Below are 16141 nucleotides of genomic sequence, written 5' to 3' on the forward strand. Positions count from 1 at the left end.
GCGAAGTTCCAGGCCGTGGAGGCCTGGGTGGCGAGAGCGGCACCCAGCAGGTGGTTGATGCCGATCAGGTGGTGGAAGCTCCACAAGGCCGCGGTGTTCACCCCCACCCCGGTCAGCCCCACCCCGCCGAAGGCGGCCATCCGCAGCAGCTGCCGGAGTCGGGTGGCGGGCGACGGCGGAGGCTGCCGCAGCTGCCCTGCCAGGCGCGCGGCGCGCAGCCGGGCAAGGTGGCGCAGATAGGAGAGGCCCACGCGCAGCGAGGCCTTGGAGCGTCCGGCGGCCCGGGGTGCGAACTCGTACGCGACCTCGGCGACCCGGGCGGCCGGATGCCGCACCAGGATCTCCAGCAGTACCTTGAACCCGGAGGGCCGCAGGCGGTCCAGGTCGACCGCGTCGGCCCGGAAGACGAACAGCCCGCTCATCGGGTCGCTGACGGTTGCCAGCCGCCGGGGGAAGAGCGCCTTGGCGAGGCGGGTGCCGCCCGAGGAGGCGAACAGCCGCGCCGTGCCGTCCAGTCCGGCGCCCGCGCCGGAGCCGGCGTAGCGGGTTCCGATGACGATGTCGACGTCATGCCGCATGGCGGTGCGGGCCAGCATCGCCGCCGACTCGGGCGGGTGCTGCAGATCGGCGTCCATCACCAGGATCCACTCGCCGCGGGCGTGCCGGGCGCCGGCCGCCACGGCGCCGCTCAGGCCGCCCGAACGGGTGCCGGCGGGCCGGTGGAGCAGCCGCACCGGCACGGGGCAGCCGCGGGAGTGCTCGGCGACGGTGGACGGGGTGGCGTCGTCGCTGTCGTCGACGACGAGGATCTCCGCGTCCAGCGGAGCCAGCACCGGGCCGAGGTGCAGCAGCAGGAGCGGTACGCTCTCCTGCTCGTTGCGGGTCGGGACCACGACGGTCAGCCGGGGACGTCCGTGACCGGGCGTGCCGGCGAGGTCGGTGACGGAGGGTTCACCGAGGTCGGTTTCGGTGGATTCGGAGAGACGGTCGGTGCTGTGGATGTCGGCGGTGTGCACAGAAGACCCCCTGGTCCGGAAGGATCCGGAGACCGGCCGGGCGTGCCGGTGCGCCGCGTCGTCGGGCACGGGCGGAGACACGGGGCCGGGACGGCTGCCGCGCCCCGGGCGTCGGCGGTGAGCCACGACGGCCAGGCGGGACGGGCGCTGACGGAAGAACAGCGGGACGGGCGGCACTGCCCGTCGCCCCCGCGGTGGGTGGTCTCGGCACGGCGGGGACGGGGTGGATCCGAGAACCGCTGCTGGTTCTCTCCGCCACAGGTCAGGTGGCAGCCCCGGCGGCGCAGACTGCGAAGCGTGCGCCGCGGACCACTGACGGTAGCGCACCGCAAAGCCCTCGGGACAGGGGTGATTGAGGACTGGACGGGTTCATACGGTGAACACGGCGTGAACCGATATCCGGACTAATCATCACATGATGGTTTATCATGTAAAGGAGAAATTAACCTTCCCGCAAGTCGGCGTCCACCGGGCGGTCCGCCCTCACCATGGTCGCCATGGACAGCCACACCAGGGGGGAACCGGCTTCCGACCGCTCCGCCCGGATACAGAATCTGCTCGCCGCGGCGCACTCCCTGGCCGCATCCTTGGAAAGCATCAGCAGCCAGCTCTGCCATGAAGTAGCCGACGCGCTGACGTCCATCGGAGGACCGGAGCCGACCGTGGCCGCGCTCCAGACCGAGAACCGGCAGCTGAAGGATGCCCTGGAAGGCCGGGCGGTCATCGAACGCGCCAAAGGGATGCTCATGGCACGCCACCGCTGTGAGGAGGAGGACGCCTTCCGGATGCTGGTCTCCCGCTCCCGCCAGGAGCGCCGCAAGGTCCGGGAGATCGCCGCGGACCTGGTCGCCACGGCCCGCTCCGGAACCGCCGCACCTGCAGAGGCCCCGTCGATCGTCTCCCCGCTGCGCCCCGCCTGACCCGCAGCCCCGGTGATCACCCGCAGGGGGGCTACCGGCGTGCCACCGCGGCGCGACACCATGGCAGGGAACCCGGAGCCGACGAAGGGATACCGGGCGCGATGGACGAGCAGCAGGGGCCCCGTGAGCGGGGCGCCCGCGCCGAGGAGGCCCGCCAGGTGGCCGCCCGGCTGCATGCCGAAGGGGTCAGCGGTGTCCTGCTGACCTGGGTCGACAACGCCGGCATCACCCGGGTCAAGGGCGTCCCGGTGCGCCGGCTGGAGCACGCCGCGGCCTGGGGCGTCGGCGCCTCCCCGGTCTTCGACACCTTCCTGGTCGACGACTCCGCGACCCGCAGCCGCTTCCTCGGCGGCCCCGACGGCGATCTGCGGCTCCACCCCGACCTGGACCGCGCCGTACCGCTGGCCGCCCAGCCCGGCTGGGCCTGGGCGCCCGCGGACCGCTACACCCAGGAGGGCGAGCCGCACCCGGGCTGCCAGCGCGGCTTCGCCCGGCGGATGGCCGAGCGGGCACGGGAGTGGGGCCTGGAGTTCCGCTGCGCCTTCGAGGTGGAGTGGGTGGCCGCCCGGGCGGGCGGTCCCGCCGAGGAGCCGGACCACCCGACGCAGGGCCCGGCCTACGGCATGGAGCGCATGATCGACCTCTCCGACTGCCTGCGGGACCTGCTGCGGGCCCTCGACGACCAGGGCGTCGCCGTGCACCAGGTGCACCCCGAGTACGCACCCGGCCAGTACGAGCTGTCGGTCGCGGCCGAGGACCCGGTGGCCGCAGCCGACACCTGCGTCCTGGTGCGGCAGACCGTCCGCGCCGTCTCCGCCCGGCACGGCCTGCGGGTCTCCTTCGCCCCGGCGGTGGAGGCCGGCACGGTCGGCAACGGCGGCCATCTCCACCTCTCTCCGTGGCGCGGTGCGCGGAACCTCTGCCACGGCGGCGCGGGCCCCCACGGGCTCACCTCCGAGGCCGAGGCCTTCCTGGCGGGCGTCCTGGAGGAGCTGCCCGCGCTGCTGGCCGTGGGGGCGCCGGGGCCGGGCAGCCCGCTGAGGCTGGTGCCGTCCCACTGGGCAGGCGTCTACCAGTGCTGGGGCCGGGAGAACCGGGAGGCGGCGCTGCGGCTGGTCACCGGATCCCGCGGGGAGGAGAGCAGCGCCGCCAACGCCGAGGTCAAGTGCTTCGACGGCGCCGCCAACCCGTACCTGGTGACGGGCGCGGTGATCGCCGCCGGGCTGGCCGGCCTGGCCGCCGGCCGCACCCTGCCGCCGGAGGTCCACGGCGACCCGGCCACCTGGCCGGAGGGCCGGCTGGAGCAGCTGGGGGTGCGCAGGCTGCCGGGGACGGTCGCCGAGTCGCTGGCGCACTTCCGGCGTTCGGCACTGCTCAGGGAGGCCATGGGCGAGGTGCTGCACGACGTCCTGTGCGCGGTGCGGCAGGCGGAGACGGAACTCTTCGCCGGGAGCCCGCCCGAGCAGGTGGTCGCGGCGACCCGCTGGCGGTACTGAGCCATGGCCTCGCTCGCGTTCCCGCTGGTGGACCACCACTGCCACAGCGTGTTCGGCGGCGACCTCTCCCCGGCCGCCTTCGCCGGGCTGCTCACCGAGTCCGACCGGCCGCCCGCCCCGGGCACCGACTACCTGGACACCCAGCTGGGCTTCGCGGTGCGCCGCCACTGCGCACCCCTGCTGGACCTGGAGCCGCACTGCCCGCCCGAGGAGTATCTGGCGCGCCGTCGCGCCCTGGGCCCGGCCGAGGCCACCCGGAGACTGCTGCGCGCAGCCGGGCTGCGGACCCTGCTGGTCGACACCGGCCTGGTGGAGGCCCCCGGCGCCGGCCCGCTGCTGTCCCTGCCCGAGCTGGCCTCGGCGGCCGCCGCGGAGGTGCACCAGGTGGTGCGGCTGGAGACGGTCGCGGAGGGGGTGGCGCAGGGCTGGGTCTCCGCCCGCTCCTACGGCGACGACTGCGCCACGGCGCTCGCCGAGGCGGTACGGGACGCCGGTGCCGTCGCGGTGAAGTCGGTGCTGGCCTACCGCCACGGACTGGACCTGGAGCCCGAGCCGCCGACCGAGACCGAGGTGGCGCGCGCCGCGGGGGAGTGGCTGGAGCACCACGACCAGCACGGCGGACCGCCCCGGCTGGTCCATCCCGTGCTGCTGCGTCATCTGCTGTGGACCGCCGTGGAGCTGGGCCTGCCCATCCAGCTGCACACCGGTTTCGGCGACCCGGACCTGACGCTGCACCGCGCCGACCCCTCGCTGCTCACCGGCTTCGTCCGGGCGGTGGAGCCGCACGGGGTGCCGCTGGTGCTGCTGCACGGCTACCCGTACCACCGTCAGGCGGCCTATCTGGCGGCCGTCCACCCGCATGTGTACGCGGACGTCGGCCTCGCCCTCTCGCACAGCGGCGCGCGGGCCGGGGCGGTCCTGGCGGAGGTGCTGGAGGTGGTGCCGTTCGGCAAGGTGCTCTTCTCCACCGACGCCTACGGCCTGCCGGAGCTCTACCCGGTCGGCGCGGCGCTCTTCCGCAGCGCCCTGGGCGGGCTGCTCGACGGCTGGACGGCGGACGGCTCCTGGTCGGCCGCCGACGCGGACCGGGTGGCCGTCCTCATCGGCGGTGCCAACGCCCGGCGTCTCTACGGCCTGCCCGGCGCCTGACCGGGGCGCCACGGGCAGGGCAGGCGCGGTCCGGGCAGGGGACCGCCGTACCCATGCGGAAGGGGCCCGGCCGCTCGGTGCGGTCCGGGCCCCTTCGGGGTGGTTCGGGGTCAGCCGAGGCGGGACTCCGCGCGGCGGGCGCGGACGTCGCACACCTTCTGGTTGACCTTGCGCCGGATGACCAGCATCGGCGCCATCGCCGCCAGGGCGATCTGCGCGGTGGCCCCGACACGCAGCAGCACGTCGCCGCCGGGCACCCCGGCCGCCCACGCGGCCAGGCAGCCGATGGAGACCACGATCCAGCAGAGGGTCGCGGTGGCCAGCAGGCCCTGCGGCTTGGGGTACTCGATGCGGCTCACCATGAGGTACGCGACACCGAAGATGGCCACCATCGCGGGGATGAACGGCGGGGCCAGCAGCACGATGGCGATCACCGTCATGGCACCCATGGGGCACGGCATGCCCTGGAACACCCCCGGCCGCATCTTCACGGCCGAGAAGCGGGCCAGCCGCAGCACCACCGCGAGCAGCACGGTGAGCGCGATGAACGCGGACACCCGCTGGTTGCCGTCGGGCGAGACCATGCCCCACACCGCGACGAAGTACGCCGGGGCGATGCCGAAGCTGGTGAGGTCCGCCAGGTTGTCCAGCTCGGCGCCCAGCGCGGAGCTGCGCAGCTTGCGTGCCACCAGCCCGTCGAAGAGGTCGCACATCGAGCCGAGCAGCAGCAGGGTGACGGCCATGGCCGCGCTGTGCCGGTTGGTGGGGGCGGAGCCGTCGCCGGTGATGTGCGGGATCAGCACACCGGTGGTCATGGAGTAGATGGCGAGGAAGCCGCAGACCGCGTTGCCCAGGGTGAGGAAGTCCGCGGTGGAGAGGGTCTGCGGTGACCGGGGGGCGCGCAGTTCACGGTCGCGCGCCCACCGGCGGCGGCGGATCGCCGTCTCCTCGTCCTCTTCGCAGTGCAGTGTTTCGGGATCAGTCACGGTCAAGGCGTGTCACCCCGGCAGTCGTCTTCTGGCCGACCCGGACGCCGACCTCGACGCCCGACGGCAGGTAGGTGTCGACGCGGGAGCCGAAGCGGATCAGTCCGACCCGCTCACCCTGCTCGACCTTGGCGCCCGGCTTGAGGTACGGGACGATGCGGCGGGCCACCGCGCCCGCGATCTGGACCATCTCGATGTCGCCGAGCTCGGTGTCGAAGTGCCACACCACGCGCTCGTTCCGGTCGCTGTCCTTGTTGAACGCCGGGACGTAGCCGCCGGGGACGTGATCGACCGAGGTGACCGTGCCCGGCAGCGGTGCACGGTTCACATGCACGTTGAGCGGGCTCATGAAGATCGCCACCCGGGTGCGGCCGTCCGGCCAGGCGTCGATGGACTGCACGACGCCGTCGGCCGGCGAGATCACCCGGCCGGTGCCGATCTCGCGCTCCGGGTCGCGGAAGAACCACAGCATGCCCGCGCCGAGCGCGGAGGCGGGTACCGCTGCCAGGGCCCACTTGCCGCTGCGCCGGGTGAGGGCGGTGCAGGCGGCAGCGGTGGCGAGGGTGGGGACGAGCCAGGGCGAGGCGCCGCGTGCGAGGGTCACACGGGGACGTCGGCCGGCCTCCCGGGACGCGAGGGCATCGCGGTCCGCGGCGGAGGAGTAAGGGGACGGGCTGTAGGGCATCGAAGACCTTTGTCGCGGGGGGCACCGCGGGGACGAGTGGTACTGGGGACGGCAGCTGTCCCGGTGGATGCTATCGGCAGCAGGTGGTGAGTGGGCAAGCGCCGGGATCCGGAACTCACCTGCTACTCGCTGCTCTACCCCTGCTCTGTCTACGACCGTAGCGGGTGGCCGTGCGGTTCCCCAAGTGGACGGCTGAGGGGGTGAGTCTGGTCTCAGGCGGCGCGGGCAGGCCTCGGCGGCCGCCGGGCGCGCTCCGGTTTCCCAGGAGCCCCAAGGGGCTCGTACGCACCCTGCGGCCGCCGGCCGCCCCCTCCGGAGGACCCTCGGAGGGGGCTCCGGCGGGGACCCGCACGTCCCCGCCGGTTCTGGAGGTGGCCTGAATTCGACCGGTCGGCGGTCAGCCGACTGCCCTGTCCGGGCGCCGGTCACTCGGCGATGCGGTACTCCTCGAGCAGTCGGCGGCCCACGATCATCTTCTGGATCTCCGCAGTACCTTCACCGATCAGCAGCATCGGGGCCTCGCGGTAGAGCCGCTCGATCTCGTACTCCTTGGAGAAGCCGTAGCCGCCGTGGATCCGGAAGGCGTCCTCCACGACCTCCTTGCAGTACTCGGAGGCGAGATATTTGGCCATCCCTGCCTCCAGGTCGTTGCGCTCCCCGGAGTCCTTCTTGCGGGCCGCCATCACCATCATCTGGTGGGCCGCCTCCACCTTGGTCGCCATTTCGGCCAACTTGAACTGGATGGCCTGGTGCTGGGCGATCGCCTTGCCGAAGGTGTGCCGCTGCTGCGCGTAGGAGATGCCCAGCTCGAAGGCGCGCCGGGCCACGCCGCAGCCGCGCGCGGCGACATTGACCCGGCCGACCTCGACGCCGTCCATCATCTGGTAGAAGCCGCGGCCGCTGGTGCCGCCCAGCACCCGGTCGGCGGGAATCCGCACGTCCTGGAGCACCAGTTCGGTGGTGTCGACGCCCTTGTAACCCATCTTCTCGATCTTTCCCGGCACGGTGAGGCCGGGGACCTTGGCGTTGGGCCCGAAGCCGGGCTCCTTCTCGATCAGGAAGGTGGTCATGTTGCGGTGCGGGGCGTCCTGGCCCTCGTCGGTCCGGCAGAGCACCGCGACCAGGGTAGAGGTGCCGCCGTTGGTCAGCCACATCTTCTGGCCGTTGATCACGTACTCGTCGCCGTCCCGGACCGCCCTGGTGCGGATCGCGGAGACGTCCGAGCCCAGGCCCGGCTCCGACATGGAGAAGGCGCCGCGGACCTCGCCGGTCGCCATCCGGGGCAGGAAGTAGTCCTTCTGCTCCTGGGTGCCGTGGGCATTGATCATGTGGGCCACGATGAAGTGGGTGTTGACGATGCCCGACACCGACATCCAGCCACGGGCGATCTCCTCCACCACCAGGGCGTAGGTCAGCAGCGACTCGCCGAGGCCCCCGTACTCCTCGGGGATGGTCAGGCCGAAGAGGCCCAGCTGCTTCATGCCCTCGACGATCCGGGCGGGGTACTCGTCCCGGTGCTCCAGCTCGGTGGCGACCGGAATGATCTCTTTGTCGACAAAGTCCCGCACCGTGGCGAGGATGTCCCGCTGGATCTCGGTGAGGCCGTCGGTCTGTGCGAGGCGTCCCATGGCGCGGCTCCTGTCGTGGGAAGTGAGGGTGAGAGGTGCGGGGGCTCCGCGGGCGTGGCGGCCGCGGAGCCCCCGTGACTCCGGCGGACGGCCGATGACGGCGGCCGCCCACCGGGAGCCGGGAGCGGAGCTACGGGCGCGGCTCCGGGCGGCCGGGCTGCTCGCCGCCGCGGGCCTTGGTGTACGTCTCGGTCGGCACCATCACCTTGCGGCGGAAGACGCAGACCAGCGTGCCGTCCTGCTTGTAGCCCCTGGTCTCCACGTGCACGATGCCGCGGTCGTCCTTGGACTTGGACGGCCACTTGTCGAGCACGGTGGTCTCGCCGTAGACCGTGTCGCCGTGGAAGGTCGGCGCCACATGCCGCAGCGACTCGATCTCCAGGTTGGCGATGGCCTTGCCGGAGACGTCCGGCACCGACATGCCGAGCAGCAGGGAGTAGATGTAGTTGCCCACCACCACGTTGCGGCCGAAGTCGGTGGTCCGCTCCGCGTAGTTGGCGTCCAGGTGGAGCGGGTGGTGGTTCATGGTGAGGAGGCAGAAGAGGTGGTCGTCGTACTCGGTGACCGTCTTTCCGGGCCAGTGCTTGTACACCGCCCCGACCTCGAACTCCTCGTAGGTCCGTCCGAACTGCATCTCAGTGGTCTCCTGGGGGCGGGGGTCAGGCCTGCGGGGGCTCGAACTTGGAGGTGCGCTCCATACCGGCGGCGCGACCCTTGCCGGCGATCACCAGCGCCATCTTCCGGGACGCCTCGTCGATCATCTCGTCGCCGAGCATCGCCGAACCCTTGGCGCCGCCCGCCTCGGAGGTGCACCAGTCGTAGGCGTCCAGGATCAGCTCGGCGTGGTCGTAGTCCTCCTGGGTGGGGGAGAAGATCTCGTTTGCCGCGGCGACCTGGTCCGGGTGGAGCACCCACTTGCCGTCGAAGCCCAGCGCGGCGGCGCGCTGCGCCACCTCGCGGTAGCCCTGCTGGTTGCGGATCTGAAGGTAGGGGCCGTCGATCGCCTGCAGATCATGGGTGCGGGCGGCCATCAGGATGCGCATCAGAATGTAGTGGTAGGCGTCCGCCGGATAGCCGGGCGGCTGCTCGCCCACCACCAGCGACTTCATGTTGATGGAGGCCATGAAGTCGGCGGGGCCGAAGATGATGGTCTCGATCCGCGGCGAGGAGGCCGCGATCTCGTCCACGTTCACCAGGCCCCTGGCGTTCTCGATCTGCGCCTCGATGCCGATGCGGCCCACCTCGAAGCCCATGGTCTTCTCGATCTGGGTCAGCAGCAGGTCCAGCGCCTTCACCTGGGTGGCGTCCTGCACCTTGGGCAGCATGATGCAGTCCAGGTTGGGCCCCGCGCCCTCCACGACGGTGACCACGTCGCGGTAGGTCCAGTGGGTGGTCCAGTCGTTGACCCGCACCACCCGGGTCTTGCCGCCCCAGTCGCCGTTGTTGAGCGCGTCGACGATGGTGTGCCGGGCGCTCTCCTTGACCAGCGGCGCGCAGGCGTCCTCCAGGTCCAGGAAGACCTGGTCGGCGGGCAGGCCCTGGGCCTTCTCCAGGAACCGCGGGTTGCTGCCCGGCACGGCCAGGCAGGAGCGGCGGGGGCGCAGGCGGTTGACGGTCGTCATGAGGGTGGGTTCGTCCTTCCGGTGCTTGGGGCGGAGCGTCAGCGGGCGGAGACGGTGTCCGCCGGGCTGTGCCACGGCTGGAGCCTGTTGGCGAGGCGGATCTCGTCGACGATGCGGCCGATAATGGTGGTGATGGAGAAGTCCTTGGGGGTGAACACGGCGGCCACCCCCGCGGCCTTCAGCGCCTCGCCGTCCGCTGCCGGGATGATGCCACCGGCGATCACCGGTACGTCCTCCACCCCGGCGCGGCGCAGCCGCCGCAGCACGTCGGGGACGAGCTCGGCGTGCGCGCCCGACAGGATCGACAGTCCCACGCAGTGGACGTCCTCCGCGACCGCGGCGGACACGATCTGCTCGGGGGTCAGCCGGATGCCCTGGTAGACCACCTCGAAGCCGGCGTCCCGGGCCCGCACCGCGATCTGCTCGGCGCCGTTGGAGTGCCCGTCCAGACCGGGCTTGCCGACCAGCATCCGCAGCTTGCCCGTGCCCAGCTCCTCGGCGGTGGCCGCGACGGCCTCCCGTACGGCGGCCAGCTCACCGCCGGGCTCGGCGGCGACCGCCACCGGGGCGGAGCCCACGCCGGTGGGTGCGCGGTACTCGCCGAAGACGTCCCGCAGGGCGAAGGACCACTCGCCGGTGGTCACCCCGGCGCGGGCACAGGCCAGGGTGGCCTCCATCAGGTTGACGCCCTCGGCCGCCGCGTCGGTGCGCAGCCGCTCCAGGGCGGCCCTGGCCGCGGCCTCGTCGCGCTGCCCGCGCCAGGCCTCCAGCGAGGCCAGCACCGCCCGCTCGGCGGAGGGGTCCACCTGCTGGACGGCGGCGTCCAGGTCCGCGGTCAGCGGGTTGGGCTCGGTGGTCTCGAAGCAGTTGACGCCGACCACCTTGTCCTCGCCGGACTCGATCCTGGCGCGGCGCTCCGCGTGCGAGGCGACCAGCGCCGCCTTGAGGTACCCGGACTCCACGGCGGGGATCACCCCGCCCATCCCCAGCACCTTGGCGATCTCCGCCTCGGCCCCGGCCAGCAGCTCCGCGGTCTTGGCCTCCACCACCCGGGAGCCGTCGAAGAGGTCGCCGTACTCCAGCAGGTCCGACTCGTAGGCCAGCACCTGCTGGATGCGCAGCGACCACTGCTGGTCCCAGGGCCGGGGCAGACCGAGCGCCTCGTTCCAGGCGGGGAGCTGCACCGCCCTGGCGCGGGCGTCCCTGGAAAGGGTGACGGCCAGCATCTCCATCACGATCCGCTGGACGTTGTTCTCCGGCTGCGCCTCGGTGAGGCCCAGCGAGTTCACCTGGACGCCGTAGCGGAAGCGGCGGTGCCGGGGGTCGGCCACGCCGTAGCGCTCCAGGGTCACCTTGTCCCAGAGGCGGGCGAAGGCCCGCATCTTGCACATCTCCTCGACGAAGCGGACGCCCGCGTTGACGAAGAAGGAGATACGGGCGACCACGTCGCCCATCCGCTCCTGCGGCACCTGGCCGGAGTCGCGGACCGCGTCCAGCACCGAGATGGCGGTGCACATCGCATAGGCGATCTCCTGCACCGGCGTGGCCCCGGCCTCCTGCAGGTGGTAGCTGCAGATGTTGATCGGGTTCCACCTGGGGATGTGGGCGACCGTGTAGGCGATCATGTCGGTGGTGAGCCGCACCGACGGGCCGGGCGGGAAGACATGCGTCCCGCGCGACAGGTACTCCTTGACGATGTCGTTCTGGGTGGTGCCGGTGAGCTCGGCGATGTCGGCGCCCTGCTCCTCGGCGACCACCTGGTAGAGCGCCAGCAGCCACATGGCGGTGGCGTTGATGGTCATGGAGGTGTTGGTGCGCTCCAGCGGGATCCCGTCGAAGAGGGCCCGCATGTCGCCCAGATGCCCCACCGGGACCCCGACCCGGCCCACCTCACCGCGGGCCAGGACGTGGTCGGCGTCGTAGCCGGTCTGGGTGGGCAGGTCGAAGGCCACCGACAGACCGGTCTGGCCCTTGGCGAGGTTGCGGCGGTAGAGCGCGTTGGACTCCCTGGCGGAGGAGTGCCCCGCGTAGGTGCGCATCAGCCACGGCCGGTCGCGCTGCGGCCTCGGCGTCTGGTGCTGCTCGGTCATGTCGGTGTCGCCTCCCGTCTCAGACGTTGCGGAAGCGGTTGATCGCCGGCAGGTGCTTCTCGCGCAGCTCCTGGTCGCGCACGCCCAGGCCCTCCTGCGGGGCCAGGCAGAGCACGCCGACCTTGCCCTGGTGCACATTGCGGTGGACGTCCAGCGCGGCCTGACCGGTCTCCTCCAGGGAGTAGACCCGGGAGACGGTGGGGTGGATCCGGCCCTTGGCGATGAGGCGGTTGGCCTCCCAGGCCTCGCGGTAGTTGGCGAAGTGCGAGCCGATGATCCGCTTCAGCGACATCCACAGGTAGCGGTTGTCGTACTGGTGCATGTAGCCGGAGGTGGAGGCGCAGGTGACGATGGTGCCGCCCTTGCGGGTGACGTAGACGGAGGCGCCGAAGGTCTCCCGGCCGGGGTGCTCGAAGACGATGTCCACGTCCTGACCGCCCGTCAGTTCCCGGATGCGGCCGCCGAGCCGCTTCCACTCCCGCGGGTCCTGGGTGTGCTCGTCCTTCCAGAAGCGGTAGCCCTCGGCGCTGCGGTCGATGATCGCCTCGGCGCCCATCGCCCGGCAGATGTCGGCCTTCTGGTCGTTGGAGACCACGCAGATCGGGGTGGCGCCGCCGGCCAGCGCGTACTGGGTGGCGTAGGAGCCCAGGCCGCCGCTGGCGCCCCAGATCAGGACGTTGTCGCCCTGCTTCATCCCGGCGCCGTTGCCCGAGACCAGCTGCCGGTAGGCGGTGGAGTTGACCAGGCCGGGGGAGGCGGCCTCCTCCCAGCTGAGGTGCCTGGGCTTGGGCATCAGCTGGTTGGTCTTCACCAGGGCCAGCTCGGCGAGGCCGCCGAAGTTGGTCTCGAAGCCCCAGATCCGCTGCTCGGGGTCGAGCATGGTGTCGTTGTGGCCGTCGGCGCTCTCCAGCTCGACGGACAGGCAGTGGGCGACGACCTCGTCGCCGGGCTTCCAGGCGTTGACGCCCGGGCCGGTGCGCAGCACCACGCCGGCCAGGTCGGAGCCGAGGATGTGGTACGGCAGGTCGTGACGGGCCGTCAGCGGGGAGAGCTTCCCGTACCGCTTGAGGAAGGCGAAGGTGGAGACCGGCTCGTAGATGGAGCTCCACACCGTGTTGTAGTTGACCGCGCTGGCCATCACCGCGACCAGGGCCTCACCGGGGCCGAGCTCGGGGACGGGGACCTCGTCCAGGTGCAGGGACTTGCGGGGGTCCTTGTCACGGCTGTCGAGTCCGTCGAACATCTGCTCCTCGTCCCGGTGCAGCGTGACCGCCCGGTAGGACTCCGGCACCCGCAGCGCGGCGAAGTCCGCGGTGGTGGCGTCGGGGTTGAGGATCGTGTCGAGGATTTCCTTCAAGGCTGCCTCCGAAGGCGTACCTGCGTGAGGGGCGCAGGGCGTCTGGGGGAGCCGGGAGCGGACACCGGCTTGAGGGTTCTGGGCTGGGCTGGGGGCCGTCCCGGGTCGCGGGAACGGTGGCTGGGCACGGCGCGCCGAGGTGGGGAGCCGCGGCGCCGCGACCGGTGGGTAACAACGTACTGGCACCCTGTGCCACTCGTAAAGACACCGCGTGCCATGAGTTTCGTCCAGCGTCACCCCGGCGCCGCCCCCTCGCAACACGAGCAGCCGCCGGCGCCTGCCCGGGCAGCACAAAGGGCCTGCTCCGGCGGTCCGGAGCAGGCCCCTGGCAAGCCTGTGAACTGCGAGGATCAGCCGTTCGGCGAACCTCCGTGGACTGCCCCCGGACCGCTCAGGGCGGTCCGGATCGAGTCCAGTACCTGCTCCAGCGGGGCATCGGTACGGGCCACTGTGATCAGCACCTCACCCCCGGGAGTGGCGCTCACCGCACTCCCCACCGCACTCTCCAGAGCCGCCTGGGACTCCTGGATGGCACTGGGTGCCATGGGTTCTCCGCGGCGCCGGGCGGCCGTCGGGGCCTGCGCCCAGAAGGTCTGCCGGATCACCTCGAAGGAGTGGTCCAGCTGCGCCTCGACATCACCCCGGCCACCGGCGCGCAGCCAGCGCCGCAGCACATGGTTGTGCGCCGCCACCACCGCCGCCGCCGACACCTCGGCCAGCATGGGGTCGTCGTCCCCGCCGCGCTGCCAGGTGGGCGACAGCTCGGCTGCGGCGTCGAAGCGGCCCAGCAGATAGCGGGTGAACAGCCGCTCGTAACGGGCCACCACGGCGATCTCCCGCTCGCGCAGCGTGGGGACCTGGCGGATCAGCCGGTAGCGGGCCACCGACACGGCCGGGGTGGAGGCGTACATCCGCAGCACCTCCTTGATCCCCCGGCACACCACATCCAGCGGGTGCTCCTCGGGTGCGGCGCTGGCGAGCAGGTCCGCCACCCGGATCAGGGTGTCGTCGTGGTCCGGGAAGATCGCCTCCTCCTTGGACCGGAAGTAGCGGAAGAACGTCCTCCGCGCCACCCCGGCCGCGGCGGCGATCTGGTCGACGGTGGTCTCCTCGTAGCCCTGCCCGGCGAACAGGTCCATGGCCGCCGCCGCCAGGTCCTGGCGCATCTGCTGGCGCTGGGCGGTGGCCCGCCGGCCGTTGGCGCTGCCGTGCCCGGCCCCACCTGTCACCTCGTGTTGCACAGCGGCACGCTCCCGATCCATGTGCGGAACGCTACACGCCCCGGCCCCGTCGCCGCCCGGGCCGCCGCCACCCGGTGCCGGACCCGCCGGCCGCACCGGCGGTTGCGGCGGCTGCGGCCGGACGGCCGGCCGGGGCCAGCGGGACGCAACCGAGCCGGGCCGCCCGTCCCCGACCCCGCTCATCGGCGGGCGTGGTCGCGGAAACCGCGGCCGGTCTTGCGTCCCAGGCAGCCCGCCGCCACCAGGTGCTCCAGCAGCGGCGCGGGCGCCAGGCCCGGCTCGCGGAACTCCTGGTGCAGTACCCGCTCGATGGTCAGCGAGACATCCAGCCCCACCACGTCCAGCAGCTCGAACGGCCCCATCGGGTAGCCGCAGCCCAGCTTCATCGCGGTGTCGATGTCGTCCACCGTGGCGTAGTGCTCCTCCAGCATCCGCACCGCGTCGTTGAGGTACGGGAAGAGCAGCGCGTTGACGATGAAGCCGGCCCGGTCGCCGCACTCCACAGGGTGCTTGCGCACCCGGGCGCAGACCTCCAGCGCGGTCGCGGTGACCTCCTCGCCGGTCAGCACGGTGGAGACCACCTCCACCAGCTTCATGGCCGGGGCGGGGTTGAAGAAGTGCAGACCCACCACGTCCTGCGGCCGGGTGGTCGCGGTGGCGCACTCGATCACCGGCAGGCTGGAGGTGGTGGTCGCCAGCACCGCGCCGGGACGGCAGATCTTGTCCAGCGCGGTGAACAGCTCCCGCTTGACCGCCAGGTCCTCCGCGACCGCCTCCACCACCAGGTCCACCTGGTCGAGGTCGCTGAGCAGCCCCGTGGGGGCCACCCGTCCGAGGGCGGCGTCGCGGTCCGGCCCGGTCATCCGGCCCTTGGCCACCGAGCGGTCCAGCGAGGCGGCCAGCGCCGCCTTGGCCCGGTCGGCCTTCTCCTGGCTGCGGGCCGCCAGCACCACCGGGTACCCGGCCTTGGCGAACACCTCCGCGATACCGGTCGCCATGGTCCCCGAGCCGCAGACGCCCACCGAGCGCACCTCGCGGCCCGGCACCCGCCCGGCCGGGGCGGCGGAGGCGGAGGCGGGCTCGGCCGTGGGGTGCGAGGAGCCGGGCGCCGCGTAGGTGTAGAAGCCCCGGCCGGACTTGCGGCCCAGCAGGCCCGCCGCGGCCAGCTGCCCCAGGATCGGCGCCGGGGCGTGCAGCCGGTCGTGGGACTGCGCGTACATCGCCTCCAGCACCGTGCGGGCGGTGTCCACGCCGATCAGGTCCAGCAGCGCCAGCGGGCCCATCGGCAGGCCGCAGCCCAGCCGCATCGCCGCGTCGATGTCCTCGCGGGAGGCGTAGCGGGACTCGAACATCGCCGCGGCCTGGTTGAGGTACGCGAAGAGCAGCCCGTTGACCACGAAGCCGGCCCGGTCGCCCGCGGCCACCGGGGTCTTGCCGAGGTCGCGGGCGAACTCCGCGGCGTCCTCGGCCACCCGGCCGTCGGTGAGCACGGTACGCACCACCTCCACCAGCTTCATGGAGTGCACGGGGTTGAAGAAGTGCAGCCCCAGCACCCGCTCGGGACGGGCGGTCGCCGAGGCGATCCGGGTCACCGAGAGCGCGGTGGTGCCGGTGGCCAGCACGGTCTGCGGCGGGCAGATGCGGTCCAGCTCGGCGAAGAGCTCCCGCTNNCGATCACCAGGTCGGCCCCGGCCGCGTCGGCCAGCCGATCGGTGCAGGTGATCCGCTCCAGCAGCGCGCCGCGCTCCTCGGCGGTGATCCGCTCACGGGTCACCGCGTGGGCGGTGGACTCCTCGATCCGGGTGAGCGCCGCGGCCGCTGCGGCGCCGTCGAGCTCGATGCCGATGACCCGGCGTCCGCTGCGGGCGGCCGCCACGGCGACACCGGCACCCATGGTGCCCAGGCCGACCACGGCCACGGTCGGGAAGGGGGCCACGCCGGGGGAGGGGGC

The 16141-nt window shown here is 72.5% G+C and carries 13 protein-coding genes and 1 pseudogene; 3 read left to right on the forward strand and 11 right to left on the reverse strand.

What is annotated here, in order from left to right:
- Positions 1 to 1016: glycosyltransferase (locus AOK09_RS07585; protein ID WP_107101263.1), on the reverse strand; the 1016-nt coding region annotated here is incomplete at its 3' end.
- A gap of 497 nt (positions 1017 to 1513) precedes the next feature.
- Here AOK09_RS07585 and AOK09_RS37405 point away from each other — a divergent pair.
- The 3 genes from AOK09_RS37405 (at position 1514) to AOK09_RS07605 (ending at position 4581) form a co-directional block, all read left to right on the forward strand.
- Complete coding sequence (locus AOK09_RS37405; protein ID WP_157875823.1) at positions 1514 to 1936, forward strand: ANTAR domain-containing response regulator; 423 nt, start codon at positions 1514 to 1516, stop codon at positions 1934 to 1936.
- Between the two features lie 101 nt (positions 1937 to 2037).
- Positions 2038 to 3432, forward strand: a complete 1395-nt coding sequence (locus AOK09_RS07600; protein WP_055586350.1) for a type I glutamate--ammonia ligase — start codon at positions 2038 to 2040, stop codon at positions 3430 to 3432.
- Between the two features lie 3 nt (positions 3433 to 3435).
- On the forward strand, positions 3436 to 4581 hold the full coding sequence (locus tag AOK09_RS07605) for an amidohydrolase family protein (RefSeq protein WP_055586351.1): 1146 nt from the start codon (positions 3436 to 3438) through the stop codon (positions 4579 to 4581).
- Between the two features lie 110 nt (positions 4582 to 4691).
- Here the strand turns inward: AOK09_RS07605 and AOK09_RS07610 are convergent, their stop codons facing one another.
- The 10 genes and pseudogenes from AOK09_RS07610 to AOK09_RS41785 form a co-directional block, all read right to left on the reverse strand.
- The gene (locus AOK09_RS07610; RefSeq protein ID WP_407675366.1) at positions 4692 to 5573 is read right to left on the reverse strand and encodes a CDP-alcohol phosphatidyltransferase family protein; all 882 of its coding nucleotides are present in this window, start codon (positions 5571 to 5573) and stop codon (positions 4692 to 4694) included.
- The gene (locus tag AOK09_RS07615) at positions 5560 to 6252 is read right to left on the reverse strand and encodes a phosphatidylserine decarboxylase (RefSeq protein ID WP_055586352.1); all 693 of its coding nucleotides are present in this window, start codon (positions 6250 to 6252) and stop codon (positions 5560 to 5562) included. The genes AOK09_RS07610 and AOK09_RS07615 overlap by 14 nt, the downstream gene beginning before the upstream one ends.
- 425 nt (positions 6253 to 6677) lie before the next feature.
- Positions 6678 to 7880: an acyl-CoA dehydrogenase family protein gene (locus AOK09_RS07620; protein ID WP_055586353.1), complete on the reverse strand. Its 1203-nt coding sequence runs from the start codon at positions 7878 to 7880 to the stop codon at positions 6678 to 6680.
- 130 nt (positions 7881 to 8010) lie between these two features.
- On the reverse strand, positions 8011 to 8514 hold the full coding sequence (locus AOK09_RS07625; RefSeq protein ID WP_055586354.1) for a MaoC family dehydratase: 504 nt from the start codon (positions 8512 to 8514) through the stop codon (positions 8011 to 8013).
- 25 nt (positions 8515 to 8539) lie between these two features.
- Positions 8540 to 9502, reverse strand: coding sequence for an HpcH/HpaI aldolase/citrate lyase family protein (locus tag AOK09_RS07630; RefSeq protein ID WP_055586359.1), 963 nt, complete (start codon positions 9500 to 9502; stop codon positions 8540 to 8542).
- Positions 9503 to 9540: 38 nt separating this feature from the next.
- On the reverse strand, positions 9541 to 11592 hold the full coding sequence (locus tag AOK09_RS07635) for a protein meaA (protein WP_055586355.1): 2052 nt from the start codon (positions 11590 to 11592) through the stop codon (positions 9541 to 9543).
- A 19-nt stretch (positions 11593 to 11611) separates the two neighbouring features.
- On the reverse strand, positions 11612 to 12949 hold the full coding sequence (gene ccrA, locus AOK09_RS07640) for a crotonyl-CoA carboxylase/reductase (protein ID WP_055586356.1): 1338 nt from the start codon (positions 12947 to 12949) through the stop codon (positions 11612 to 11614).
- A 350-nt stretch (positions 12950 to 13299) separates the two neighbouring features.
- Positions 13300 to 14211 carry a TetR family transcriptional regulator gene (locus tag AOK09_RS07645; protein ID WP_055586357.1) on the reverse strand — a complete coding sequence of 304 codons (912 nt, stop codon included), beginning with the start codon at positions 14209 to 14211 and terminating at the stop codon, positions 13300 to 13302.
- Positions 14212 to 14369: 158 nt separating this feature from the next.
- A partial coding sequence (locus tag AOK09_RS07650; RefSeq protein ID WP_245687165.1) for a 3-hydroxyacyl-CoA dehydrogenase family protein occupies positions 14370 to 15859 on the reverse strand: 1490 nt, incomplete at its 5' end.
- Between the two features lie 2 nt (positions 15860 to 15861).
- Positions 15862 to 16132, reverse strand: a pseudogene (locus AOK09_RS41785) (3-hydroxyacyl-CoA dehydrogenase NAD-binding domain-containing protein); the annotation flags it as partial.
- Positions 16133 to 16141: the final 9 nt, after the last annotated feature.

Source organism: Peterkaempfera griseoplana (assembly GCF_001418575.1).
Lineage (GTDB): Bacteria > Actinomycetota > Actinomycetes > Streptomycetales > Streptomycetaceae > Peterkaempfera > Peterkaempfera griseoplana.

Bases quoted from the DNA above. Each gene is read 5' to 3' on its own strand.
- AOK09_RS07635 (WP_055586355.1), bottom strand. From the start codon at position 11,592: ATGACCGAGCAGCACCAGACGCCGAGGCCGCAGCGCGACCGGCCGTGG.
- AOK09_RS07620 (WP_055586353.1), bottom strand. From the start codon at position 7,880: ATGGGACGCCTCGCACAGACCGACGGCCTCACCGAGATCCAGCGGGAC.
- AOK09_RS07605 (WP_055586351.1), top strand. From the start codon at position 3,436: ATGGCCTCGCTCGCGTTCCCGCTGGTGGACCACCACTGCCACAGCGTG.
- AOK09_RS07630 (WP_055586359.1), bottom strand. From the start codon at position 9,502: ATGACGACCGTCAACCGCCTGCGCCCCCGCCGCTCCTGCCTGGCCGTG.
- AOK09_RS07645 (WP_055586357.1), bottom strand. From the start codon at position 14,211: ATGGATCGGGAGCGTGCCGCTGTGCAACACGAGGTGACAGGTGGGGCC.
- AOK09_RS37405 (WP_157875823.1), top strand. From the start codon at position 1,514: ATGGACAGCCACACCAGGGGGGAACCGGCTTCCGACCGCTCCGCCCGG.
- AOK09_RS07625 (WP_055586354.1), bottom strand. From the start codon at position 8,514: ATGCAGTTCGGACGGACCTACGAGGAGTTCGAGGTCGGGGCGGTGTAC.
- AOK09_RS07600 (WP_055586350.1), top strand. From the start codon at position 2,038: ATGGACGAGCAGCAGGGGCCCCGTGAGCGGGGCGCCCGCGCCGAGGAG.
- AOK09_RS07615 (WP_055586352.1), bottom strand. From the start codon at position 6,252: ATGCCCTACAGCCCGTCCCCTTACTCCTCCGCCGCGGACCGCGATGCC.